This is a genomic window from Candidatus Pelagibacter sp. HIMB1321 (genome assembly GCF_900177485.1).
GTDB lineage: Bacteria > Pseudomonadota > Alphaproteobacteria > Pelagibacterales > Pelagibacteraceae > Pelagibacter.
In genome coordinates, this window is the sequence record NZ_LT840186.1 from 1,291,112 (window position 1) to 1,313,912 (window position 22,801).

At 28.9% G+C, this 22,801-nt stretch carries 23 protein-coding genes; 13 read left to right on the forward strand and 10 right to left on the reverse strand.

The features are described 5' to 3' along the window. Window position 1: 1 nt before the first annotated feature. Window positions 2–1,045 (reverse strand): 1,9-bis(guanidino)-5-aza-nonane synthase, encoded by a 1,044-nt coding sequence (locus tag B9N70_RS06910; protein WP_085115063.1) that lies wholly within the window; start codon window positions 1,043–1,045, stop codon window positions 2–4. Next, a complete protein-coding gene (locus B9N70_RS06915; protein ID WP_085115064.1) occupies window positions 1,045–2,229 on the reverse strand; it encodes a type III PLP-dependent enzyme in 1,185 nt (394 codons plus the stop codon). The genes B9N70_RS06910 and B9N70_RS06915 overlap by 1 nt, the downstream gene beginning before the upstream one ends. A gap of 151 nt (window positions 2,230–2,380) precedes the next feature. Here B9N70_RS06915 and B9N70_RS06920 point away from each other — a divergent pair, with 151 nt between their 5' ends. Continuing rightward, complete coding sequence (locus tag B9N70_RS06920; protein WP_085115065.1) at window positions 2,381–2,944, forward strand: ActR/PrrA/RegA family redox response regulator transcription factor; 564 nt, start codon at window positions 2,381–2,383, stop codon at window positions 2,942–2,944. Here B9N70_RS06920 and B9N70_RS06925 read toward each other — a convergent pair. Further along, complete coding sequence (locus tag B9N70_RS06925; RefSeq protein WP_085115066.1) at window positions 2,937–3,488, reverse strand: biotin transporter BioY; 552 nt, start codon at window positions 3,486–3,488, stop codon at window positions 2,937–2,939. The genes B9N70_RS06920 and B9N70_RS06925 overlap by 8 nt on opposite strands. A 109-nt stretch (window positions 3,489–3,597) precedes the next feature. Here B9N70_RS06925 and polA point away from each other — a divergent pair, with 109 nt between their 5' ends. Genes polA through B9N70_RS06960 form a run of 7 tightly spaced genes read left to right on the forward strand, consistent with a single transcriptional unit; the run spans window position 3,598 to window position 12,059 of the window. After that, window positions 3,598–6,372, forward strand: a complete 2,775-nt coding sequence (polA, locus tag B9N70_RS06930) for a DNA polymerase I (protein ID WP_085115067.1) — start codon at window positions 3,598–3,600, stop codon at window positions 6,370–6,372. Window positions 6,373–6,421: 49 nt separating this feature from the next. Next, on the forward strand, window positions 6,422–7,129 hold the full coding sequence (locus tag B9N70_RS06935; RefSeq protein WP_085115068.1) for a response regulator transcription factor: 708 nt from the start codon (window positions 6,422–6,424) through the stop codon (window positions 7,127–7,129). Then, complete coding sequence (locus B9N70_RS06940; protein WP_085115069.1) at window positions 7,129–8,670, forward strand: sensor histidine kinase; 1,542 nt, start codon at window positions 7,129–7,131, stop codon at window positions 8,668–8,670. Before B9N70_RS06935 ends, B9N70_RS06940 begins: the two co-directional genes overlap by 1 nt. A gap of 44 nt (window positions 8,671–8,714) precedes the next feature. Continuing rightward, a complete protein-coding gene (ahcY, locus tag B9N70_RS06945; RefSeq protein ID WP_085115070.1) occupies window positions 8,715–10,001 on the forward strand; it encodes an adenosylhomocysteinase in 1,287 nt (428 codons plus the stop codon). Then, window positions 9,985–10,434, forward strand: coding sequence for a tRNA (adenosine(37)-N6)-threonylcarbamoyltransferase complex ATPase subunit type 1 TsaE (gene tsaE, locus B9N70_RS06950; protein WP_085115071.1), 450 nt, complete (start codon window positions 9,985–9,987; stop codon window positions 10,432–10,434). The genes ahcY and tsaE overlap by 17 nt, the downstream gene beginning before the upstream one ends. Then, window positions 10,435–11,376, forward strand: a complete 942-nt coding sequence (locus B9N70_RS06955; RefSeq protein WP_085115072.1) for a phosphotransferase — start codon at window positions 10,435–10,437, stop codon at window positions 11,374–11,376. Next, window positions 11,373–12,059, forward strand: coding sequence for a sugar phosphate nucleotidyltransferase (locus tag B9N70_RS06960; RefSeq protein ID WP_085115073.1), 687 nt, complete (start codon window positions 11,373–11,375; stop codon window positions 12,057–12,059). Before B9N70_RS06955 ends, B9N70_RS06960 begins: the two co-directional genes overlap by 4 nt. Here the strand turns inward: B9N70_RS06960 and B9N70_RS06965 are convergent. Next, the gene (locus B9N70_RS06965) at window positions 12,037–12,750 is read right to left on the reverse strand and encodes a 2,3-bisphosphoglycerate-dependent phosphoglycerate mutase (protein WP_085115074.1); all 714 of its coding nucleotides are present in this window, start codon (window positions 12,748–12,750) and stop codon (window positions 12,037–12,039) included. The two genes, B9N70_RS06960 and B9N70_RS06965, sit on opposite strands and share 23 nt — an antisense overlap. A 42-nt stretch (window positions 12,751–12,792) precedes the next feature. On the opposite strand from B9N70_RS06965, the gene B9N70_RS06970 reads away from it, so the two are divergent. Further along, on the forward strand, window positions 12,793–13,188 hold the full coding sequence (locus B9N70_RS06970) for a VanZ family protein (RefSeq protein ID WP_085115075.1): 396 nt from the start codon (window positions 12,793–12,795) through the stop codon (window positions 13,186–13,188). Continuing rightward, window positions 13,154–13,771: a transglycosylase SLT domain-containing protein gene (locus tag B9N70_RS06975; RefSeq protein ID WP_085115076.1), complete on the forward strand. Its 618-nt coding sequence runs from the start codon at window positions 13,154–13,156 to the stop codon at window positions 13,769–13,771. The genes B9N70_RS06970 and B9N70_RS06975 overlap by 35 nt, the downstream gene beginning before the upstream one ends. Here the strand turns inward: B9N70_RS06975 and B9N70_RS06980 are convergent. From B9N70_RS06980 to msrA, 4 genes are read right to left on the reverse strand one after another with little or no spacing between them, the layout of a single operon-like run. Then, entirely contained in the window at window positions 13,761–16,889 is a 3,129-nt protein-coding gene (locus B9N70_RS06980) for an efflux RND transporter permease subunit (RefSeq protein ID WP_085115077.1), read from the reverse strand. The genes B9N70_RS06975 and B9N70_RS06980 overlap by 11 nt on opposite strands. Further along, window positions 16,890–17,759 carry an efflux RND transporter periplasmic adaptor subunit gene (locus tag B9N70_RS06985; RefSeq protein ID WP_085115078.1) on the reverse strand — a complete coding sequence of 290 codons (870 nt, stop codon included), beginning with the start codon at window positions 17,757–17,759 and terminating at the stop codon, window positions 16,890–16,892. It abuts the gene before it with no gap. Then, entirely contained in the window at window positions 17,760–18,575 is an 816-nt protein-coding gene (locus B9N70_RS06990) for a sulfurtransferase (RefSeq protein ID WP_085115079.1), read from the reverse strand. 1 nt (window position 18,576) lies between these two features. Next, window positions 18,577–19,020 carry a peptide-methionine (S)-S-oxide reductase MsrA gene (gene msrA / locus B9N70_RS06995; protein WP_085115080.1) on the reverse strand — a complete coding sequence of 148 codons (444 nt, stop codon included), beginning with the start codon at window positions 19,018–19,020 and terminating at the stop codon, window positions 18,577–18,579. Window positions 19,021–19,055: 35 nt separating this feature from the next. On the opposite strand from msrA, the gene B9N70_RS07000 reads away from it, so the two are divergent. Both B9N70_RS07000 and B9N70_RS07005 read left to right on the forward strand, forming a co-directional pair. Further along, window positions 19,056–19,940: a DMT family transporter gene (locus B9N70_RS07000; RefSeq protein WP_085115081.1), complete on the forward strand. Its 885-nt coding sequence runs from the start codon at window positions 19,056–19,058 to the stop codon at window positions 19,938–19,940. Then, window positions 19,933–20,568 carry a DNA-3-methyladenine glycosylase family protein gene (locus B9N70_RS07005; protein ID WP_085115082.1) on the forward strand — a complete coding sequence of 212 codons (636 nt, stop codon included), beginning with the start codon at window positions 19,933–19,935 and terminating at the stop codon, window positions 20,566–20,568. The genes B9N70_RS07000 and B9N70_RS07005 overlap by 8 nt, the downstream gene beginning before the upstream one ends. Here B9N70_RS07005 and B9N70_RS07010 read toward each other — a convergent pair. Continuing rightward, window positions 20,555–20,854, reverse strand: a complete 300-nt coding sequence (locus B9N70_RS07010; RefSeq protein ID WP_085115083.1) for a DUF1330 domain-containing protein — start codon at window positions 20,852–20,854, stop codon at window positions 20,555–20,557. The two genes, B9N70_RS07005 and B9N70_RS07010, sit on opposite strands and share 14 nt — an antisense overlap. A gap of 52 nt (window positions 20,855–20,906) precedes the next feature. Here B9N70_RS07010 and B9N70_RS07015 point away from each other — a divergent pair, with 52 nt between their 5' ends. Continuing rightward, the gene (locus B9N70_RS07015; protein ID WP_172819961.1) at window positions 20,907–21,428 is read left to right on the forward strand and encodes a phosphoribosyltransferase; all 522 of its coding nucleotides are present in this window, start codon (window positions 20,907–20,909) and stop codon (window positions 21,426–21,428) included. 32 nt (window positions 21,429–21,460) lie between these two features. Here B9N70_RS07015 and B9N70_RS07020 read toward each other — a convergent pair whose 3' ends face one another. Next, window positions 21,461–22,771 carry an NCS2 family permease gene (locus tag B9N70_RS07020; RefSeq protein ID WP_085115085.1) on the reverse strand — a complete coding sequence of 437 codons (1,311 nt, stop codon included), beginning with the start codon at window positions 22,769–22,771 and terminating at the stop codon, window positions 21,461–21,463. Between the last annotated feature and the right edge of the window lie 30 nt (window positions 22,772–22,801).

The following is a 22,801-nucleotide window of genomic DNA, read 5'->3' on the forward strand; positions in this document are numbered from 1 at the left end:
TTTATCCAAAAATCTTTGTAAAGTTTTTTCTATCTCTTTTTTTCCACTCACCTTTATGATAAGCATCACTTGCAATTAATGGTAAAACGCTAGTTGCTTCTGCAAAAACCATTTGTTCTTTAGTTACATCTACTTTCCCCCATGAGCTTGCTTCTTTCAAGGTTGAGCTGCTACATGCACCATCTCTAGAGTCAGCCACAGTTATTTGAACAGCATATTTATGCATTTCAACTTCTTTACCTAATAGTTCAGCACAGATCACTGTATCTTGAATGAAGTTTTTAGGCACTCCACCTCCGATCATAAATAATCCTGATCCTTTAGATCTTATTTTGATTTCTGTTAGTTCTCTAAATTCCCTAATAGAGTCTATAGTCATATGTTTTTTTGGATTTCTCTCTTGATGCATTACAAGACCAAATCCAGCACTTGAGTCAGTGAATGCAGGACAAAATATTGGAACATTGTTGTCATAAGCATTTTCAATTAATGAATCTTTCTTTTTTGAATTTTTCTTAAGATATTTACCTATTTCATAGATAAATTCTCTCGAAGTGTAACTTCTAGGCTCTAAAGTATCTGCAATATCACCGATGATTTTATCACACATTTGTAATTCATCTTCATCAATGTAGGTGTCATAAATTCTATCTATATAGTTTTTTCTTAATTCAGTATCGTCTTGGAATTGTGAACCTTGATAGTGTTTGAAGCCAAGTGCTTCAAAAAAATCCATATCAATTATAGATGCACCTGTCGCAACAATAGCGTCAACCATATTATATTTAACTAAATCTTTATAGACACTCATACAGCCAGCTGCTGAAGTAGAACCAGCCAAAGTTAAAAAAATTGTACATTCTTTGTCTTTAATCATATCGTTAAATATATTTGCTGCATTGGCCGTTTCTCTTGAGACAAAAGACATTTTTTCCATTGAGGAGATAATTGGTCTTGAATCAAAAGAAGTAATGTCGATGTGCTCTACAGGATTTTTAAGGAAATATTTTTTACTGTTATGTTTAAGATTTTTATCTTTTGACATTAAGCAACTAGTGTAGTTTTACTAATGTCCTTATTATAAAGGCTCATAATTGGATCATCTTCAACTTCGTATATTTCATCAGAGTAAAATCCATTGAATTGAGTTCTAAAAGTTAGTCCATAAGCTCCTAGTTGGCCAAGTTCTATATAATCATTTTCTTTAATATTATTTGGGAGAACAAATGGACCTTTCATATAATCCATACTATCACATGTAGGACCATAGAAATTAAAAGCAGTCATTTTTTTTGAAATAATTTTACTTGAATTTTCTTTTATCATTTTTGAAGGGTAAACAATATTTGGTGTACCAGCATCGAACAGTGTCCCGTAAGTTCCATCATTAATATAAAGTTTTTGTTTTTTTCTTAAATTTACTCTAACAATTGTTGATCCACTTTCAGCAACTAAAGCTCTACCAGGTTCACAAATAATTTTTGGCATTTTTTCAAACTTTAGATTTTCTAAGCCTTTTTTAATTTCACTAAAATATTCCATTAAATTATGAGGGATTAAATCAGGATATATTGTAGGGAATCCACCTCCAACATTAATATAATCTGGTGTTATTTTAGTTTTTTTAATTATATTTCCAATTTCAGTAATTCCTTTGGCATATGAAATAGGGTGCATACATTGAGATCCAACGTGAAAACTTAATCCTACTTTTTCTCCATATTGTTTCGCTAATCTAAGAAGCCCTAAAGCTTCAGAATTTAAAGCCCCAAATTTTTTGGATAGATCAATTTCCGCATGTTCATTTGAAACTGCAACTCTAACAAATAATTCTAAGTCTTTTGCATTATCAGTATTTTTTATAATCTTAATCAGCTCCTCTTTTGTATCTAAAGAAAAAGTTTTTACTCCAAATTTAAAATAAGCTTTCCTTATACTTTCAGGGCTTTTAATCGTATGCATGTAAGAGCATTTAGCTATACTTGAGTATTTTCTTACTTGTTCAATTTCTTCAACTGAAGCAACATCAAATTGTTTTATACCACTTTCTAGCAAGGTTTTAATGACCAAAGGATGAGGGTTTGTTTTTACTGCATATAATATATCACCAGGAAAGTTTTTTTGAAAAAAAGATGATGCTGAAAATACTGATTTTTTTCTGATACAGTAAACAGGTTTTTCAGGTTTCAATTGATTTACTAAATCTTCAACTGATTTAAATTTTTGCATTTATTTGTCTCCAAAAAAAAATTTAATAAAAAAAAAGCTTATTAATTTCTTAAAAAACTTTTTATAAATCGTGCAATTAAGCCAATAATAAAGGCATGTAAAGCAAATAATTTTCTATTGCATTCCCTGAAATAATCTCCATATAAGCCATATGAAAAACGAAGCCACTCTCCAAAATTTAAGCGATTTTGATAATAAATCCTTGCTTATAGTTGATGATGATAACCCTTTCAGGGAGAGATTATCTAGAGCGATGGAAAAGAAAGGCTTTGAAGTTTTACAAGCTGAAAGTGTAAAAAAAGGAATCGATACTGTTAAAGTTAAAAAACCAGGATTCGCAGTTGTAGATCTAAGATTAGCAGATGGAAATGGTCTTGAAGTAGTGAAAGAAATTCAGACATCCAATTCATCAAGTAGAATTATAATGTTAACTGGATACGGAAATATACCAACTGCTGTTGCAGCTATAAAAGAGGGCGCAATTGATTATTTAGCAAAGCCCGCAGATGCTGATGATGTAGAAAAAGCATTGTTAGCTGATCCCTCAAAAAAAGCAGCTCCACCTGAAAATCCAATGTCAGCTGATAGAGTTAAGTGGGAACATATTCATAGAGTATTTGAATTATGTAATAGAAACGTTTCAGAAACTGCAAGAAGACTTAAAATGCACAGAAGGACGTTACAGAGAATATTGTCTAAAAGATCTCCTAGATAAAGCTTTTCAATTTAATTAGCTTTTTTACTAATAAACTTAATAACAATACTTTAAAAGCTTCAGCTAACAAAAACGGAGCAACACCCAAATTTAAAATTGGTTTGTCCCAGCCTATTAAAGTACCAAGCCATATAACTCCGAATATATAAATAGTTGATACTGCCAAAGTAAGTTTAGAAAATATTATGAAAAAATTATCATTTAATTTTACAAAACTTGCAAGATAACAAGCTGATAAAAACCCGATCAAGTATCCCATTGTGGGGCCAGTAAAGTAAACTAATCCAATTCCTCTTTCTGGTGAATTTGAAAAAACAGGCAAACCAACTATACCTTCCAATAAATATAGTCCTACAGCAGATAAACCAATTTTATAACCAAAACTTAAACCCAAAAGCAATACCACAAAAGTTTGCATCGTCATTGGCACTGGGTAGAAAGGAATTTTTATTTTAGCAGAAATTGTTAAAACAATTGAACCTAGTACAACTGCTAATATTGATTTAATTAATTTAGTTTGAAAGTTTTGTTTTATAAGTTCCATAGTTAATACTAACCTTTATTCATTTGATATTCTAGTGGTAAATTTTAGACAATTGAAAATGTATTTTTGTATTAATAGATGATAATACGATTTATAAAATTTACATTTAATGAGCAAAATTCAAAAAACAGATCATTTTTATTTAATTGATGGATCAGGGTATATTTTTAGAGCTTATTATGCTTTACCTCCTTTAACAAGAAAAAGTGATGGACTACCGACAGGTGCTGTAAGCGGGTTTTGCAGCATGTTGTTTAAGTTACTAGAGGATTCTAAATCAAACGAAAATCTTCAAAAACCAACACACTTTGCGGTAATTTTTGACTCCGCTCGAAAAACTTTTAGAAACGAAATTTACAGTGATTACAAAGCTAATAGATCAGAGGCACCAGATGATTTAGCTCCCCAATTTGAATATATAAGAAAGTCAGTATTAGCTTTTAATTTACCATCTGTGGACCTTTTAAATTATGAAGCAGATGATCTTATAGCAACATATGTTGATCAAATTTTAAAATCAGGAGCAAAAGTAACCATTGTTTCTTCAGATAAAGATTTGATGCAATTGTATAAAAAAGGTGTTCGTATTTTTGATCCTATGAAAAATAAATTTATTAACGAAGATGATGTATTTAAAAAGTTTGGTGTTGATGCCAGCAAGGTAATCGATGTTCAAGCTTTAGCTGGAGACAGTAGTGATAATGTTCCAGGTGTACCAGGTATAGGAGTTAAAACAGCTGCAGAGTTAATAAACAAATATGGAACTTTAGAGAAACTCTTAAAATCTACCCATGAGATTAAACAGAATAAAAGAAGAGAAACTTTAATTGAAAACCAAGATAAGGCATTAATTAGTAAGGAGCTTGTTACTTTAAAGTATGATGCACCTGTGGATAGAGAACTTACTGAATTTAAATTAAAAGAGATAGATAAAGATAAACTTTATGAATTTCTAAGAGAAATGGAATTTAATCGTTTATTGAGCTCAGTAATTTCTGCATATGGAGAACCAAATTTAATTTCTAAGAGTGAAAAAAAAGACACAACTGAATCTCCAAAACCATTCAATAATAAAAATTATTATTTAATAAATAAAGTAGATGAAATTGATGAATGGATTAACGAGGCAGAAGAAATTGGAGAAGTAGCAGTAGACACTGAAACAGACTCTTTAGATCCAAATCAAGCAAATTTAGTTGGAATTTCTCTAAGTTCAAAAATTGGTAAAGCTTGTTATATACCCGTAGGACATAAATCTAAAAAAAGTTTAAATATCAAAGAGGTTTTAAAAAAAATAAAACCTCTCTTAGAAGATCCAAGTATTAAAAAAATTGGTCAAAATATAAAATTTGATTTTATTATTTTTTACAAAAATGGAATTACCCTTAATTCTATGGAAGACACTATGTTGATGTCCTATGTGTTGGATGCTGGGAAAAATAGACATAACATGGATACTCTTTCAGAAATTCATTTAAATCACACACCTATTAAATTTAAAGACCTTGTTGGAACAGGAAAAAAAGAAATTAATTTTAGTGAGGTAGAGGTAGATAAGGCAAAGGATTATGCAGCAGAGGATACAGATGTTACTTACAGACTTTATAAAAAATTTTATAAAAGCCTTAAATCTGAAAAATTATTTAATATTTATGAAATTTTTGAGAAGCCTTTGATTAAAATTTTAGCTTTTATGGAAATCGAAGGTATTAAAATTGATAATAAATTTTTAAATTTGTTGTCTTCAAAGTTTGAAAAAAAAATTGAAAAAATTCAAAAAGAAATTTTTAAAATTTCAAAGAAAGATTTTAATATTGCGTCTCCTAAGCAGTTGGGTGAAGTTATTTATAATGATTTAAAGATAACTGGATTGAAAAAAACGAAAAAAGGAAGTTTTGCAACTAGTGCTTCAGTATTAGAAGATTTAGCGTTCAAAGGTCATCAATTTGCAAAATTAGTCTTAGATTGGAGACAATTATCAAAATTAAAGAATACTTATTCTGACTCTCTTCCTGAACATTTAAACCCTAATACAAAAAGAGTTCACACTTCATTTCTCCTTGCCGCGACCACAACAGGAAGATTAGCATCAAGTGATCCAAATTTGCAAAATATACCAATTAAAACTGAAGATGGTAGAGATATTAGAAAAGCTTTCATTGCTGAAAAAGATAATGTTCTAATTTCTGCAGATTATAATCAAATAGAAATGCGAATATTAGCTGATTTGGCAGATGTTAAAGAATTAAAAAAAGCATTTAAAAATAATGAGGATATTCATTCATTAACTGCAAGCCAAATATTTAATGTTGATATTAAAAAAGTAGATAAGGACCAAAGAAGAAAAGCAAAAGCTATAAATTTTGGTATTATCTACGGAATTTCACAGTATGGGCTGGCAAAGCAAATTAATGTTTCAAATCATGAAGCAGAGGAGTTCTTAAATGCTTATTTTGCAAAATTTCCAGAAATTAAAATCTACATGGATAATACAATTAAGTTTTGTAGAAAAAGTGGGTATGTAAACAATATTTTTGGAAGAAGATCTCATTTTAATTCAATAAATGATAAAAATTTTAATGTAAGAAATTTTCAGGAAAGAGCTGCTATTAATGCTCCAATTCAAGGATCAGCGTCTGAAATTATGCGTCTTGCAATGATTAGAATTGATAAAAAATTAAAAGATGAAAAATCAATTAAATCTAAAATGTTACTTCAAATTCATGATGAATTAATTTTTGAAGTAAAAAAAAGTGAGATTAAAAAGATGATGAAGATCATAAAAGATGAAATGGTAAGTGTTGCAGATAGTGATTATCATTCATTCTCAATCCCACTTACTGTTGATATTAATAGTGGTAATAATTGGGGTGAATTACATTAATTTAATTAATTGCCCAAATTAGAACAATTTAGTATTTTTAAACTAACCCATGCACAAACAAACTATAGCACTTGTTGATGATGATCGAAATATTTTAACAAGTTTAAGTATAGCTTTAGAAAAAGAGGGTTTTAAAGTTCAGACATATATTGATGGTGAAAGTGCTTTAATTGGATTAACGAGAACTCCACCAGACCTTGCGGTAGTAGATATTAAAATGCCTAAAATGGATGGCGAAGAATTATTAAAAAAATTAAGAAAAAAAACTTCACTGCCTGTGATTTTCTTAACGTCCAAAGATGATGAAGTAGATGAACTTTTAGGTCTTAAACTTGGTGCTGATGATTTTATAAAAAAGTCAGGTGGTTTTTCTATAAAAGTTTTGATTGAAAGAATAAGAGTTCAACTCAGAAAAAAAGATATAGATACTAATATTGAAGAAAATAAAAATATTATTGCTCATGGAAAACTGAAACTAGATCCATCTCAATTAGAGTGTGAATGGAATGGTCATCAATTACCTGATAAACTGACTACAACAGAATTTTTAATAGTTAAGGAATTAGCTAAAAGACCTGGAATTATAAAAGAAAGAGCACAACTGATGGATATAGCTTATAGAGAAGATACAGATATTGAGGATAGAACAATTGACAGTCATGTTAAGAGAATTAGAAAAAAGTTCAAAAAAGTTGATCCTGATTTTTCAGCTATAGAAACTAGATATGGAAGTGGATATAGATGGAATGTTAGTTAATGTTTAATTATCTCCTAAAAAATCTATCAATTTTAAAAAAATTTTTATTTATAAATTTAATTTTTTTTTCAATTTTAGGTCTATTCACATTTTTATATTTAAAAATTGTACAACCAAATTTGATAAAAAATAAATCGTCTAATCATATTAAGATAATTAATAATACTATTGATAATTTAGAAAGGTTAGAAATCCAATTTAATGAAGAAGACATTAGAAAGTTTTTATTTTCAACAAGATTTATCTTTCAAAGTCTTGATCGTGTAATTTTTTTCGATAATCAGTTAGATCTAGTTGGTGATACAGATACACTTGATCTTGATCCAAGATCATTTTCTTCCAGATTAGATATAGTTGAATTAGAAGTTTTAAATGAGGAGAAAAGTAAAGAAATTACTGAAAAAAAAAATATAAATATTGGAAATGATAATCTTGTTTCTCTTCAAGATATTCTCTTTAATTATGCAGGATCAAAAAATTTTGGCATACCTTTTACATTTACCCAGGAAGAATTTAACAATTTTAAATTAACAACAATAAAAAATGTTTTTAGAAATGATGTTAATATTGGCTATGTAGCAATCACTGAAAATGCTAATGATATAAGGGCTGCAATTGATGAGAGAAAAACTTTTGTTATCAGAACTGCATTTGCTGTTGGTATCGTAATTTTAATATTTTCATTTGTTCTTAATAGATATTTTTTAAAACCTATCCAAAATTTAGTCGCCTACACAAATAAGATAAAAAATAAAGAGCACAAAAAAATTAACATTGATAATTTAAAAGTAAGAAATGATGAACTAGGTTTATTGTCAAAATCATTAGATGATATGACCTTAGAGCTTCAGAAAAGAATATCACATGCTGAAAATTTTTCTACAGATCTTGTTCATGAAATTAGAAATCCTTTGGCTTCTTTAAAAAGTGCTTCTGAAATTTTAAGCGAAACAAAAGAAACAGATGAAAGATTAAAATTAATTAATATTCTAAGTCATGACGTTCAAAGAATTGAGAGATTAATTACAGATTATTCACAAATATTAAAAGATGAGGTTGCTTTAAGTAAAGAGAAATTTAGAAAAATTGATTTAATACCAATTATTAAATCAGTAGTTGATGATTATAATAATATTTATCAATCCAAACGAGGTATTACTATTTCATTTTCAAATGATGGAAATAAAAATTATCAAATTAATGGAATAGAAAATAGAATAGAGCAAATTATTGCAAATCTTTTAGATAATGCGATTTCATTTAGTGAAGATAATAAGACTATTGATATAAAGATTTCACAAAATTCAAAAAAACAAATAATTATCAATATTTTTGATGAAGGTCCTGGATTCAAAGAGAAGGATACATCGAAAATATTTAAAAGATTCTACAGTAATAGACCTGATAAATTTGGCCAACATTCTGGTTTGGGTTTGAATATTGTAAAAAACTTAACTGATCTTCATAATGCCTCTATAAACGCTTTAAATAGAACAGATAAAAGAGGAGCTAATTTAGAAATAATTTTTTCTAGAGCATAAAGTTTAGTTGATAATCCAAAATAATATTGTTAGAAGCCACACTCATGGATGATTTTAAAGTAAAAGATATTTCTCAAGCAGAATTTGGAAGAAAAGAAATTTCAATAGCAGAAAGTGAAATGCCTGGATTGATGGCATTAAGAGAAGAATATGGCGATCAAAAACCATTAAAAGGTGCAAGAATTATTGGTTGTCTTCACATGACAATTCAAACTGCTGTATTGATAGAAACCTTAGTTTATCTTGGAGCTGATGTTAGATGGTCATCTTGTAATATTTTTTCAACTCAAGACCATGCTGCAGCAGCAATAGCTAAAGCAGGAATACCTGTTTATGCATGGAAAGGGGAAACGGAAGAAGAGTACATTTGGTGTATCAAACAAACAATTGAAGGAAAAAAAGATTGGAAACCAAATATGTTACTAGATGATGGTGGTGACTTAACAGCCATGATGCATAATGATTACAAAGAATTACTTAAAGAAGTCAAAGGTGTTTCAGAGGAAACAACCACAGGAATAAAAGCTTTAAATAAGATGGAACAAAATAAAACTTTAATGGTTCCAGCAATTAATGTGAACGATTCTGTTACTAAATCAAAATTTGATAATTTATATGGTTGTAGAGAAAGTCTTGTAGATGGGATTAGAAGAGCAACTGATGTGATGATGTCAGGTAAAGTTGCAATAGTAGCTGGTTTTGGTGATGTTGGAAAAGGTAGTGCAGCATCTTTAAGACAGAGTGGTGCAAGAGTGCTAGTGACTGAAGCTGACCCAATATGTGCCTTACAAGCCTCTATGGAAGGCTATGAAGTCGTTTTGATGGATGAAGCTATTGATAAAGCAGATATCGTGGTTACTGCAACAGGTAATAAAGATATTGTTACAGCTGATCATATGAGAAATATGAAGGACAGAGCAATCTTATGTAATATTGGACATTTTGATAATGAAATCCAGGTTGAAGCTTTAAGAAACTATAAATGGTCTGAAGTAAAACCACAAGTACATGAAATAGAATTACCAAGTGGAAAAAGAATAATTTTATTAGCAGAGGGAAGATTAGTAAATTTAGGATGTGCTACTGGGCATCCAAGTTTTGTTATGAGCGCTTCCTTTACCAATCAAGTTATCGCACAAATAGAACTTTGGAACAATCACCAAAAATACGAAAACAAAGTTTATGTGCTTCCTAAACATTTAGATGAAAAAGTAGCAATGCTTCACTTGAAAAAAGTTGGTGCAAAACTTACTAAGCTTTCTAAAGATCAAGCAGATTATATAAGTGTTGGGACAGAAGGTCCTTTTAAACCCGATGCATACCGCTACTAATAAAAGTAGTAACATAGACATTTCAACTGAAAAAAAATTAGAAGAGTTCGCAAAAGGTCTTAATAAAAAAATTGAAAAGGGAACTGTATTTTTTTTATTTGGTGAAATGGGAGTTGGCAAAACAACTTTTGTAAAATACCTCATAAACAATTTACAGCTTAAATTTAATCAAAATATTACTGAAGTTACAAGTCCTACATTTAATATAATGAATGAATATCAAATAGGAGACATATTGATAAAACATTATGATCTTTATAGGTTAAAAACTTCTGAGGAATTAAATGACCTCAATTTATTTGAAAATAATGAAAAAGAAATAGTATTAATAGAATGGCCTCAAATTATAAAAGAAGTGCCTAAAAATTTAACTAAATTGTATTTTGAGTATAAAAATGATTTTAAAGATAGGTGTATTAAAATTATTCGATAAATGAATTTTTCAAAAGAATTTAAAAAATTAAAGGGAGATGCCTCATCGAGAAATTTTTATAGAAAAAAAAATAATAAAAACTCCTCTATCATTGTTTACTCAAAAAAAGATAAGAAATCTAATTTGTTGGATTATGATTCTATAAATAAAATTTTGATTAAAAATAAAATCACCGCACCTCAGTTGTTGTCTCAAAATTATTCAAAAAATTTTATAGAAATTCAAGATTTTGGAAACGAAACTATATTTAATCTTTTTAAGAATAAAAGAATTAACAAAATTAATATTTACAAAAAGATAGTTAATTTACTTAATAGAATTCAATCAATATCTCAAAAAAAAGTAATTAATTTTAAAAATCAAATATATAAAGTTCCAAAATATACTCCTAAAATTTTAGAGCAAGAAGCTAAACTTTTCACAGATTGGTATATCAAAAATAAAATAAAAAAATCTAAACAAAAAAAATTCAAAAATTCATTCAATAAAATTATAAAAATTTTGATCAAAAAAATTCATTTCAAAAATGATACATTTGTTCATAGAGACTTTCATATATCTAATTTAATGGTAGTTAAAAATGATATTGGTGTAATTGACAGTCAAGATGCCTTGATAGGAAATAAAGCTTATGATTTAGCATCCTTGATTGATGATGTTCGATTTCAAACTCCAGTTGCTTTGAAAAATAAAATCTACAACTCTTATTTAAAAACACAAAAAAAATTAAATAAGAAATATTTTAAAAATGATTTTGAAATTATATCTGTTTTAAGGAACTTAAAAATTATTGGAATTTTTACAAGATTAGCAGTTAGAGATAATAAAAAAAAATACCTTCAATTAATTCCTTATACCTGGAGATTAATAAAACTTCGCTCTCAAAGTGATAATTTTAGAGATTTGAATTATTTACTCAAAGTTTTAAAAAAAAATAAATGAAAATAAACACTGCTTTAATATTATGTGCTGGTTATGGTAAAAGGTTAAATCCAATTACTTTAAAGACACCAAAACCACTTTTAAAAATTAAAAATATAGCATTATTGGAACATTGTATAAATCTTATCAAGCAAGTTGGTATTAAAAAAATTTTTATCAATTCTTTTTATCTAAAAGAACAAATAAACAAATTTATTGAAGAAAATAATTTTGAGATAGAAATCAAGGTGATTGAAGATGGGAATGTTATTTTAAATACAGGAGGAGGAGTTCTTAACTTAGTTAGTAAAATTAATGAAAATGATTTTTTAGTATTTAATCCCGATACAATTTGGAACAAAAATTATTCATTAGAAATTGAGAGTATGATTAATTTATATTACAAAAAAAAACTAAAAAATTTACTTTTATTAGTAGATAGAAAATTAAGTTTTGACAAAAGTCTAAAGGGAGACTTTAATTTAGATAATAATTTAATCACTAAAGATCATAAAAATTTTATATACACAGGTTGTCAAATTTTAAATAAATCAATTTTTAAAGATAGATCTATAGAAAATTTTTCAATTTCTGAAATTTGGTCAGATTTGATTAAGAATAATTTGCTAAGTGGTTTTGAAAGTAAGTTGGAATTTTATCATGCAACTGACCTTGAAACATTTAATAAACTACTAGATCTTTAGCCCTTTCTTTATCCAAATATTCACAATCTAAAATTTCTAAATTTTCATTAATATTTATTGATAAAGGATTGCCCGTAGGAATTTCTAATTTAGCTATTTGATTTTCATCAAGTTTAAATAAATATTTACATAAAGCTCTAATAGAATTTCCATGTGCAGAAATTAAAAAATTGTTATCTTTTATTCTATTTTCAATTTGTGATTTAAAATAGTTTGTAACTCTTTCATATGTATCTTTTAAAGACTCTGTGTCAGGAATATTTTCTACCGCTATATCTTTATATACTTTAATATTTAATGGATGGTATGGACTTTTTTTATTAAGAGGATCAGGTCTTAGATCCCAAGATCTTCTAAATTGATAAACTTTTTCTTCACCAAGTCTTTGACTCATCTCAATTTTATTAAGTCCAGTTAGCGCTCCATAATGTCTTTCATTAAGTTCCCAGGCTCTTACAAAATCTCTTTCATCATTGAGTATTTTTTGAATAATCTTTAGTGTATTATTTGCTCTGAGTTGGAGGGACGAGAAATATTCATTAATTTTAATATCTGAATTTTTTATTAATTCTCCAGCTTTTTTAGCCTCCCGTTTGCCATTTTCGGTTAGATCAACATCTACCCAACCAGTAAATCTTTTTTCAAGATTCCAAGTACTTTGCCCATGTCTAACTAAAATTAAAATACTCATTTGATTATCTTTTTTTAATTTTTATAAACTATTTAACATTTAATGATAAATTTTTTTTCTAAATATAAAATTTTTTTTTACATTGCTAATTTTGTATTAATTTTTTTATATTTATTTCCTGGAAGTCTAATTGGTTGTTTTTTATATAATGACTGTAAAATACAACCACAAATTACTAAAGATTTATCATTTATTTCGGCAAATCATGTTTATGCATTTTTATTACTTTCACTGATCGCACTGTTAACGTATTCTCAGTCTTCTAAGAGAAAACTAGTAATTTATTATCTATTTTTTTTATCAGTAATTTTAGAAATCTTACACATTATTATACCAATGAGAAGTTTTGAGTGGTCGGATTTACTTGGAAATATGCTAGGTATTTTTATAGTTTTTATTGTTTATGAAATTATTAAAAAAAAAAATTATAAGAGATAATTATTTTTTAATAATCTTATTAATTTTATTAAATGGATGTACCTCAATTCCTCAAAATACCTCTAATAGCTGCGATATATTTTATGAAAGATATCTTTGGTACAAACACTCCAAGAAAGTTGAGCAAAAATGGGGAACTCCAATCCATATTCAACTAGCAATTATAAAAATGGAATCTGATTTTGACTGGCTTGCCAAACCTCCTAGACAAAAGTTATTTAAAGTAATTCCATTTAAAAGACCATCAAGTTCTTTTGGTTATTCGCAAGCCGTAAAAGGAACCTGGGAGCAGTATAAGAGCGAAACAGGAAATAAACTAGCAACAAGGGCAAGATTTAAAGACAGTGTAGATTTTATTGGTTGGTACACAAACAAAACTAAATCTATTTTAAAGATACCATTGAACAATGCTTTTAAACAATATGTTGCTTATCATGAGGGATGGGGAAATTATAAATATTATAAGAAAAACAAAAAAGTAATTAGTCTAGCAAAGAAAGTTGAAAAACAATCTAAAGCTTACAAAAATCAACTTTCTAAATGTCAAAATTCTTTAAATAAGAATAAATATATTATTTTTTAGATAATTGTTTATCTAGCTCAATATCAACAGCATCAATTCTTTTAGTATTTCTTGCTAAAGCTAAATACATTGAAGGAGTTATATAAAGCGTAAAAAATGTAGAAATAATCATGCCCCCAAAAATTGTAGCACCAACTGCAAGTCTCGATCCCTCACCAGCACCAGGACCTATATTTCCTATAATTAGTGGCAACATTGCAATCATTGTGCTTAGTGACGTCATTACAATTGGTCTAAAACGAACAATGCAAGCCTCTTTAACTGCTGCCTCAATATTTTTGCCTGTAGTTCTAATTTGGTTTGCAAAGTCAACAATCAAAATACTATTTTTAGTGGATATTCCTATTAGAATAATAAGAGCAATTTGTGAAAAAATATTAATTGAAGTGTTCAAAAATAAAATAAATACTAAACCACCAAAAATTGCTAAAGGCACTGTCAATACAATTATAAATGGGTGAATGAATGAGTTGAAGGTTGCAGCCATTACTAAGTACGCGGTCAATAATGCAAGTCCAAAAATTATAAATAATTCATTACTTGTCTCTTTAATTTCCTCAGATTTGCCTTTCCATGTAATTTGATTTTCAGGTGCAACTTCTGACATTACATTTTCAAGAAATTTAATCGCTTCTGTTAAAGTGTATCCCTCGGATATATTGGCGGATATAGTAACTGCTCTTTGTCTATTATATCTTGCCAATTCTTTAGCTGATCCTTCCTCTTTAAATTCAACTAAATTAGCTAGTGAAATAAGTTTACCTGTCGTTTCAGATCTTACAAAAATTTTTGAAATCCCATCTTTATTTCGTCTATCTGATAAATATTGCTGTACAATTATTGGATATTCTTTTCCAAGACGGTTAAAAGTTGTTATCCTTTTTCCTCCATATAAAGTCTCAAGCGTCCTTCCAATTGATTGCGTTGATAAACCTAGATCTTTAGCTTTATTCTTATTAATAACTAATTTTACCTCAGGTTTATTTCGATTATAATCTGACTCTATTCTAGATAAATTTCTATTTGTTCTAAGTTTTCTTATAACATTGGTTTGAATTTGCTCCAATTCTTCATAAGCGCTTCCATAAATTACCATCTGGACTGGTTTGTTATAACTTGAAACTCTTATCGATTGAGGAGATATAGGAAATGCAACTGCTTGAGGTACTGTTACAATTTTTCCTATAGCCTCTCTCATAACAGTTTGAGAATTTTTGCTTCTATTTTTCCAGTCATCTAATAGTGCTATGATTATGAAACTATTAAATGAGTTAGCGTTACTTCCAAAACCTGGCACACGCATGATAAATCTTGAATAAGGACTGTCTTCCGCTTGAAGTAAAGGAATTAATCTTTTTTCAACTTCTTGTGCTCTTTCTTGAGTGTATTCAAAAGAGCTACCTTCATCTGTAAAACCAATAACTAAATAAGCGCCTCTATCCTCCATTGGTAGTAATTCTTTTTTTGTAAAGTTGAATAAGAGTACAGATACAATTATTATAAATACAATAAATGCGCCAGTAATTCTTGTTTTATTGATAACAAAATCTAAAGTTTCTTTATAGAAATTAGAAAAGCTTAAGAAAATTTTTTCAAATTTTTTAACAATCAAATTTTTTGTAGTTTTTTTTGATAAAAACTTACTTGCTAACATTGGAGACAAAGTTAGGGCTACAAAAGATGAAACTACGATTGAAAATGATAAAGCTATTGCCGTTTCTCTAAAAAGAGTACCAGAAATACCTTCAATGAATATTAATGGCAAAAATACAGCAACTAATATTAAAGTAGTTGCAATAATCGCAAATGAAATTTGTTTAGAACCTTTGTAAGCTGCAACTAAAGGTGTTTCTCCATTTTCTATTCTTCGATAAATAGAGTCTGTCATAATAACCGAGTCGTCGGTAATTATTCCAATTGCTAATATAAAACTTAAAAGCACAAATATATTTATAGATAGACCAAAAATATAAAGTCCTAAAAATGATGCAATCAAACTCACAGGCAATGCTATTGCAGGCACAATCACTGCTTTTAAATTTCCAAGAAATAGATAAATAATAACAACCACAAGAATGAATGCTGTAATTAGTGTTTTGTAAACTTCTTCAATTGCAGCCTCAACATAATTCGCTCTATTAAAAGCAACTCTTAAATCTAATTCATCTGGCAAAGATTTTTTTACTTCTATTATCTTTCTTTTTATATCATCAGAAAGCTCAACAGTTGACGCTCCACTTCTTGCATAAATACCAATTCCAACTGTTTTCAAATTTAATTGATCTCTAGTTTGAGCTTTAAAGAGTGTTTTTTCTGATACAGGGCCAAACTCAATATTAGATACGTCAGAAAGAGTGATAACTTTGTTTGCTGATTTTTTGATAGGTAATTGCTTGATTGTTTCAATGTTATTATAAGATTTATCAAGGTTTAAAGTTAAATCCACATTATCAGCTTCAAGAGTTCCTGCTGGCAATCTTATATTTTCATTTCTTAATGCTGCCTCTACTTCTTGAATAGTCAAATCATTTGCTGCTAATTTGATTGGATCTACCCAAACTCTAATACTTAATTCCCTTAACCCCCCAACTCTTATTCTTCCAACATTTTTTACACTTGAGAATTGATCAACTAAAAATCGTTCAGCATAATCACCAAGTTCTAGGTCATCCCAAGTTTTTGATGACAGAGCTAACCACATGGTCGTGGTAAAACCTGCGGCTCTTTTTAAAATTTGTGGTGGGTCAGATTCGTCAGGCAAATTGTCAACTACCCTCGCAACCCTCTCTCTAATATCATTTGCAGCATTATCTAAATCAATGCTTGTATCAAATTCAATATTAATAGTACTTCTTCCATTCTCTGATTTAGAGTCGATATTTTTAATACCTTCAGCACCTCCAATCACATCTTCCATTACTTGAGTTACTTCTTGATCTACAATTGAGGCTGATGCTGATTTATAATCTACTTGAACCTGGACAACAGGAGGCTGAATGCCATCAGGCAATTCTCTAACTGGCAATTTCCAAAAAACAAAAAGACCAAATATAATTAGTATTAAAGACATTACCCACGAAACAGCTGGTCTCTTAATACTTAATTCAGTAATGAACATTTAATTTTTAATTGGTTTTATTTTTCCCTTGGGTCTAACTTTTTTTAAACCCTCAGCAACAATCTGGTCACCTTCATTAATACCAGAAAGAATTTCAACTTTACTATCTCCCCTTAATCCAATCTGAACCTCGGTTTTGTTGGCAATATTTTCATCTGAAACAGTATAGATATAAGACTTTTCTCCTTCCATCATAATACTAGTATCTGGAACACTTAAAGAGTCTCTTAAATTGAACTTAACTGTAATTTCTAATAATGATCCTGACAATAATTCTAAATTGTTATTGTTAATTTTAATTCTAGCTAACAAACTTCTAGTATCAGCATTTATTCTACTTGAGATAAAATCAATTTCTCCTAAAAAAACTTTATCCTTATAACTAGACACTCTTGCCTCAACAGGTAAACTTTTTTTAATGAAAGGCGCATAACTTTCAGGGACTTTTATATCTGAAAAAATTGTAGAGTTATCATCCAAAGTTATTATGAATATATTGTCTGAAACAAATATATCTTCTGTTAAACCGGCATAACCCAGCACACCATCAAAAGGCGCTACGACATTACCGCTCTTAAGATTTAAGATTAAATCTCCTTTTTTAACCTTATCTTTTAAGTTTAATTCACCAACAACATCATTTTTTCTTATTTTAAATGTCTCACTTTTACTTGAAATAGCTGTTCCAAAAGTTTCTAATTTTTCAGCAAATTCTTGTTTTACAACTTCAGTGACTATTATACCAGGAGGAGGTCTTTTACTAAATTTTTTTTTAAAATGATTTCCAATCATTGTTCTTGCAGTAATAACGATTGTAATCACAAGAAAGAAAACGGTTATAATTGTAACTATTTTTGTAGATCTTTTCATTTACATTTGTCCATACTCTGACCACGAGCCATCGTATATAATTGGCAAATAATTATCATTAATTAAAGAATATGCTAGCGCTAAAACACATGCAGTTACGCCTGAACCACATGAAAATACAACATTATTTGATGATAAATCTTTTAAATTTTTGTTAAAAATTTCTTTTATCTCCTTAATACTTTTAAAAGTTTTGTCAGAATTGATTAAATATGTGAAAGGGATACATGTTGAGTTTTTAATATTACCACTTCTTAAACCCGCTCTTGGTTCTTTTACATTACCATTAAATCTCTCAATACTTCTTGCATCAATTAAGTTAAATTCTTTTTTAATAATATTTTCATCTATTTGATTTTTATTTTTAACTAAGTTTTTGTATTCTTTAGATTTGTAATTACTTTTTGTAATCTTTGTTAAGGCATTACTTGTTTGACGTTCTTCATCAATCCATTTTTTTAATCCACCATTCAATACCTTAATCAGTTTTGGATTATGTCCGTAATAAATAAAATTATACCAACATCTACATGAGCTAATAACATCAGAATTATCGTATATAACTATTTCGTCATCATTGTTTATTCCCATATTAGATACTATTTCTTCCCAATCATTTAAATCTACAAGCATATGGGGAAGATCTATCCCTTTTTTTGAATTTTTGTCTAAATCAAAAAAAATAGCATTTGGAATATGTTGATTTTTAAATTCTTCATTACCAATTCTATCTGCTTGTGGCATATGCCAAGAACAGTCAATAATTTTTACTTTATCAAGAACTTTTTCAAGTTCATCTGTTTCTATTAACGACATGTTAATTTTTCTCTAAATATTTTTGGTGGTATTCCTCAGCTTTACAATAGTTATGAATTTTTGATATTTTAGTAACTACTTTACCAGAAAGTTTTTTATTTACTCGATTTAGAACTTTTTCAGCTATCACTTTTTGACTTTCACTATTGTAAAATATTTCACTTCTATATTGCGTTCCAAAGTCTGGACCTTGAGAATTAAGTGTTGTTGGATCATGAATTGTAAAAAAAATATTTATAATTTCATCATAAGATATCATTTTAGGATCGAATTCTAATTTAACAACCTCTGCATGATTTGTAGAGCCTGAGCAAACTTCTTTGTAAGAAGTTATTGGATTATTTCCCCCACAATATCCAACCTCGGTTTTTTTAATGCCATTAATTTTTGAGAATTTTATTTCAGGTCCCCAAAAACATCCCAAAGCTAAAACTGCTATTTCCATTGATAATAGTTAAAATTAATCTACTAATTATTATCATGCTTAGCAAAAATCAATTAGGCTTTTTATATATGTTTCTATGTATTTGTGCATTTTCAATTATGGACGTACTAGTTAAATGGTCAGATGGCTATCCACTTGGGCAGGTTCTGTTCTTTAGAGGTTTTTTTGGAATAATTTTTTATATTTTTTTGATTCCAAAAAATAAGATTAAGAATTTTTATTATACGAATAGAAAAAGTTTGCATTTTTGGAGATGCTTAGCAGGTATAATTTCATTAATTGCAATTTTTATTGCACTAAGAAAATTACCTCTTGCTACTGTTGTAAGTATTTCGTTCGCAACACCTATTTTTACAACTATTTTTTCAATACTATTTCTTAATGAAAAAGTTGGTATATATCGATGGTTGGCTGTGGTCGTTGGTTTTATAGGTATAATAGTTATTACTGAGCCTGGTATAACAGAATTGAATATATACTATTTTTTCCCTATCATTTTTTGTATTGGTTTATCTTATGTTGCAATAGCAATAAGACAACTTTCAACCACTGAACCAATTTGGTTAATTTCTTTATTTTTTTCAATAACAATTATGGTCTCTGGAATTTTAACGATTCCATTTGTTTGGGTTATGCCAAGCTTAAAAGATCTTATGTTATTATCTATGATTGGTTTATCAGGGGGAGTGGCTAATTTGTGGTTAGGACAATCTTATAAATATGCTGAAGTTTCGTTGGTAACACCTTTAAGATATTTAGGATTAGTTTTTGCAATATTTTTTGGTTATATTTTTTGGGAAGAAGTTCCGTCTATTAAAACTTTACTTGGTTCTCTGCTAGTTATTATATCTACTATTATAATATTAAGAAGAGAAATTTATAAAAAAAAAATTATAACCTCAAAAGCTGTACATGACTAAGATCCCACTGTACTGGAAAAAGGCAAAAAGATTTTTATCTGCGAAGGATAAAATAATGGAAAAACTTATTAAAGATTATTCTGGTCCAAGTGAAACTATTCTAACTACACGAAAAGATATTTTTTTTTCATTGTGCAAAAGCATAATAGGTCAACAAATAAGTGTTGCTGCTGCAAATTCAGTATTCTTGAGATTTAAAAAGAAATGTTCAAATAAAATAAATGTAAATAATGTTCTAAAATTAAGCACAGTACAGTTAAAATCTTGCGGATTAAGTAAGCAGAAAGTTATTGGCATTAAAAGTTTAGCTCATCAAATTAAAAACAAAACATTTAAACCTAGTTTAATAAGTAAAATGTCAGATGAAGAGGCAATAATTTATCTTAGTCAATTAAGACAAATAGGCAGGTGGTCTGCAGAAATGATTTTATTGTTTACTTATAATAGATCAAATATTTGGCCTATCCAAGATATTGGATTGTTAAGAGCAATATCAAAAAACTATAAAAAAGATTATTTGCCACCAATGAAATTTGTAGACCTTTTACAAAAAAGATTTTCACCTTACTGTTCAGTTGCGACCTGGTATTTATGGAGAAGTATAGATCCTGAACCTATTCAGTACTAAAACCTTCAACAACTTGCATGTGTCTAGTGGTAGTACTTTTGGCTAAGTCCCAACCAGCTAGATACTCTTTTGAATTATGACACTCAACCGCTTTTTCAAAACTAGGAAATTCCCAAACAACAGTTCTAGAAAAATTTTCTCCTTCAAAATTTTCATACTTCCCGCCTCTGACCAAGGGTTTGCCGCCAAAACTTTTGATTATAGGGGTAACAGTTTCAGCATATTTCTTTAAATTATCTTGATTATCAATTTTTGTGTATAAACTTATCCAGTATCCTTTTTTCATTTCTTTCTCCTATTAGATCTTTTTAAATATCATTTTTGTGATAAAAAATTTCATGGCGGATAAATTAATTATTTCCTTTGAGGAATATACTAAAATTGTTGAAAAATTAGCAATAGAAATTCATCAAAAATATAACCCCACAGTTCTTGTTGGAATTATGAGGGGAGCTGCTCCAATAATTGACATTTTATCAAGAATTTTAAAACTACCAATAGCCTATATTGTAATTCAAAGTTACTCGGGTGAGGGCATGGAAGATCAGCAAGGTAAATTAATGTTTGCTCGAGAGATAAGTTCTTTAGCTAATGATAAGGACTTTAATAAAGTGTTATTAATTGACGATTTATCTGACACAGGTCTTACTTTAAATAAAAGTATTGAATGGCTCAAAAATTATGGACCAACTAAAAATTTTATTAATGAAGTCAAAACTGCTTGTTTATGGAAAAAAAAATCATCAACATTTGAACCTGATTTTTGTCCAGTTAGATTGGACTCTGACCCTTGGATTGTTCAGCCGACTGAACATTATGAGGAATTAAGTATAGATGAGATTATTAAAAGAAATAAATAGGGCCAGTTAGAACCAGCCCTATTAAATATTTTTTAAGCAACCACAAAACTAATTACACTTAGAATTGCAATTACCCATATTGCTGGCGAAGTTGAAGAAAACTTACCAGTGAATATTTTTATTAATGCATACGAAACAAACGCTAATGCAATACCATTACTGATACTATAAGTTAAAGGCATCGTTATCATTGCGAGAATTGCAGGAGCAGACTCTGATATATCATCCCATTCTATTTCTGTAATATTTCTGATGAATAAAACTGAAACGAATAGCAATGCACCACCATCAATTTGTTTTGGCAAACTAGTTGCTAACGGCGCAAAAAATATACAAGCTAAGAACAATAATCCAATTACAAGAGAAGTCATTCCTGTTTTGCCACCAGCTTTGACACCAGCACCAGATTCAACATAACTTGTGACCGTAGTTGTTCCCATCACTGCACCAGCAACAGTTCCAACACTGTCTGATAACATTGCCTTATTGATATCTTGAACTTTTCCATCTTTATCAACTTTACCAGCAACATTGGCAACTGAAGTTAGAGTTCCCGCTGTATCAAAAAAGTCGATAAACAATAAAGTAAATATCACAGTCGACATTCCAGCAGTCATTGCAGCAGAAAGATCAAACTCAAATAAATAAGTCATAGGCGGAGGAGAACTTACAATACCATTAAATTTTGCAAGACCAGCAGCCCAAGCAATAATGCTGAATACTAAAATACCAATAATAATATTTCCTTTTACATTCATTTTTTCTAATACGATTATTGAAATAAACGTTGCACATCCCAAAAGAACCAATGGATCTCCAAGATCACCTAATTGAACTAGTGTTACAGGATTATCTACAACCACCTCCATAATTTGGAGACCAATAATTGCTAAAAATAATCCTATTCCAGCACCAATCCCAAGTTTTAAACTTTTTGGAATTGAATTGATTAACCAAGCTCTAATTGGAGTAAGAGATATAATTAAGAATAGTACACCTGCAACAAGAACAGCGCCCAGTGCTTCTTGTGGTGTGTAGCCCATTCCAGCACAGACACCAAAAGCTACAAAAGCATTGATACCCATACCTGGTGCAAGCCCTATAGGCCATGTTTTTCCATAAAAAGCCATTATAAAACATGCTAAGGCAGTTGCTAAAATAGTTGCTGTATATACGGCTCCAAAATCAAAAAAGCCTTTCTCTGGTCCGGCAAACTCACCAGATAAAATAAATGGATTTAAAAACATAATGTAAGCCATTGTTAAAAAGGTAGTTGCGCCGGCGATTACTTCTGTTTGAAAATTAGTTTTGTGTTTTTTATAATTAAAATAGTTATCGAGCATTATTCCTCCTAGTTACTTGATAATTATTAG

What these genes read in the sequence shown, in the direction of transcription:
- B9N70_RS06910 (WP_085115063.1), bottom strand. Translation starts at nt 1,045, where the DNA reads ATGTCAAAAGATAAAAATCTTAAACATAACAGTAAAAAATATTTCCTT.
- B9N70_RS06915 (WP_085115064.1), bottom strand. Translation starts at nt 2,229, where the DNA reads ATGCAAAAATTTAAATCAGTTGAAGATTTAGTAAATCAATTGAAACCT.
- B9N70_RS06920 (WP_085115065.1), top strand. Translation starts at nt 2,381, where the DNA reads ATGAAAAACGAAGCCACTCTCCAAAATTTAAGCGATTTTGATAATAAA.
- B9N70_RS06925 (WP_085115066.1), bottom strand. Translation starts at nt 3,488, where the DNA reads ATGGAACTTATAAAACAAAACTTTCAAACTAAATTAATTAAATCAATA.
- polA (WP_085115067.1), top strand. Translation starts at nt 3,598, where the DNA reads ATGAGCAAAATTCAAAAAACAGATCATTTTTATTTAATTGATGGATCA.
- B9N70_RS06935 (WP_085115068.1), top strand. Translation starts at nt 6,422, where the DNA reads ATGCACAAACAAACTATAGCACTTGTTGATGATGATCGAAATATTTTA.
- B9N70_RS06940 (WP_085115069.1), top strand. Translation starts at nt 7,129, where the DNA reads ATGTTTAATTATCTCCTAAAAAATCTATCAATTTTAAAAAAATTTTTA.
- ahcY (WP_085115070.1), top strand. Translation starts at nt 8,715, where the DNA reads ATGGATGATTTTAAAGTAAAAGATATTTCTCAAGCAGAATTTGGAAGA.
- tsaE (WP_085115071.1), top strand. Translation starts at nt 9,985, where the DNA reads ATGCATACCGCTACTAATAAAAGTAGTAACATAGACATTTCAACTGAA.
- B9N70_RS06955 (WP_085115072.1), top strand. Translation starts at nt 10,435, where the DNA reads ATGAATTTTTCAAAAGAATTTAAAAAATTAAAGGGAGATGCCTCATCG.
- B9N70_RS06960 (WP_085115073.1), top strand. Translation starts at nt 11,373, where the DNA reads ATGAAAATAAACACTGCTTTAATATTATGTGCTGGTTATGGTAAAAGG.
- B9N70_RS06965 (WP_085115074.1), bottom strand. Translation starts at nt 12,750, where the DNA reads ATGAGTATTTTAATTTTAGTTAGACATGGGCAAAGTACTTGGAATCTT.
- B9N70_RS06970 (WP_085115075.1), top strand. Translation starts at nt 12,793, where the DNA reads ATGATAAATTTTTTTTCTAAATATAAAATTTTTTTTTACATTGCTAAT.
- B9N70_RS06975 (WP_085115076.1), top strand. Translation starts at nt 13,154, where the DNA reads ATGAAATTATTAAAAAAAAAAATTATAAGAGATAATTATTTTTTAATA.
- B9N70_RS06980 (WP_085115077.1), bottom strand. Translation starts at nt 16,889, where the DNA reads ATGTTCATTACTGAATTAAGTATTAAGAGACCAGCTGTTTCGTGGGTA.
- B9N70_RS06985 (WP_085115078.1), bottom strand. Translation starts at nt 17,759, where the DNA reads ATGAAAAGATCTACAAAAATAGTTACAATTATAACCGTTTTCTTTCTT.
- B9N70_RS06990 (WP_085115079.1), bottom strand. Translation starts at nt 18,575, where the DNA reads ATGTCGTTAATAGAAACAGATGAACTTGAAAAAGTTCTTGATAAAGTA.
- msrA (WP_085115080.1), bottom strand. Translation starts at nt 19,020, where the DNA reads ATGGAAATAGCAGTTTTAGCTTTGGGATGTTTTTGGGGACCTGAAATA.
- B9N70_RS07000 (WP_085115081.1), top strand. Translation starts at nt 19,056, where the DNA reads ATGCTTAGCAAAAATCAATTAGGCTTTTTATATATGTTTCTATGTATT.
- B9N70_RS07005 (WP_085115082.1), top strand. Translation starts at nt 19,933, where the DNA reads ATGACTAAGATCCCACTGTACTGGAAAAAGGCAAAAAGATTTTTATCT.
- B9N70_RS07010 (WP_085115083.1), bottom strand. Translation starts at nt 20,854, where the DNA reads ATGAAAAAAGGATACTGGATAAGTTTATACACAAAAATTGATAATCAA.
- B9N70_RS07015 (WP_172819961.1), top strand. Translation starts at nt 20,907, where the DNA reads ATGGCGGATAAATTAATTATTTCCTTTGAGGAATATACTAAAATTGTT.
- B9N70_RS07020 (WP_085115085.1), bottom strand. Translation starts at nt 22,771, where the DNA reads ATGCTCGATAACTATTTTAATTATAAAAAACACAAAACTAATTTTCAA.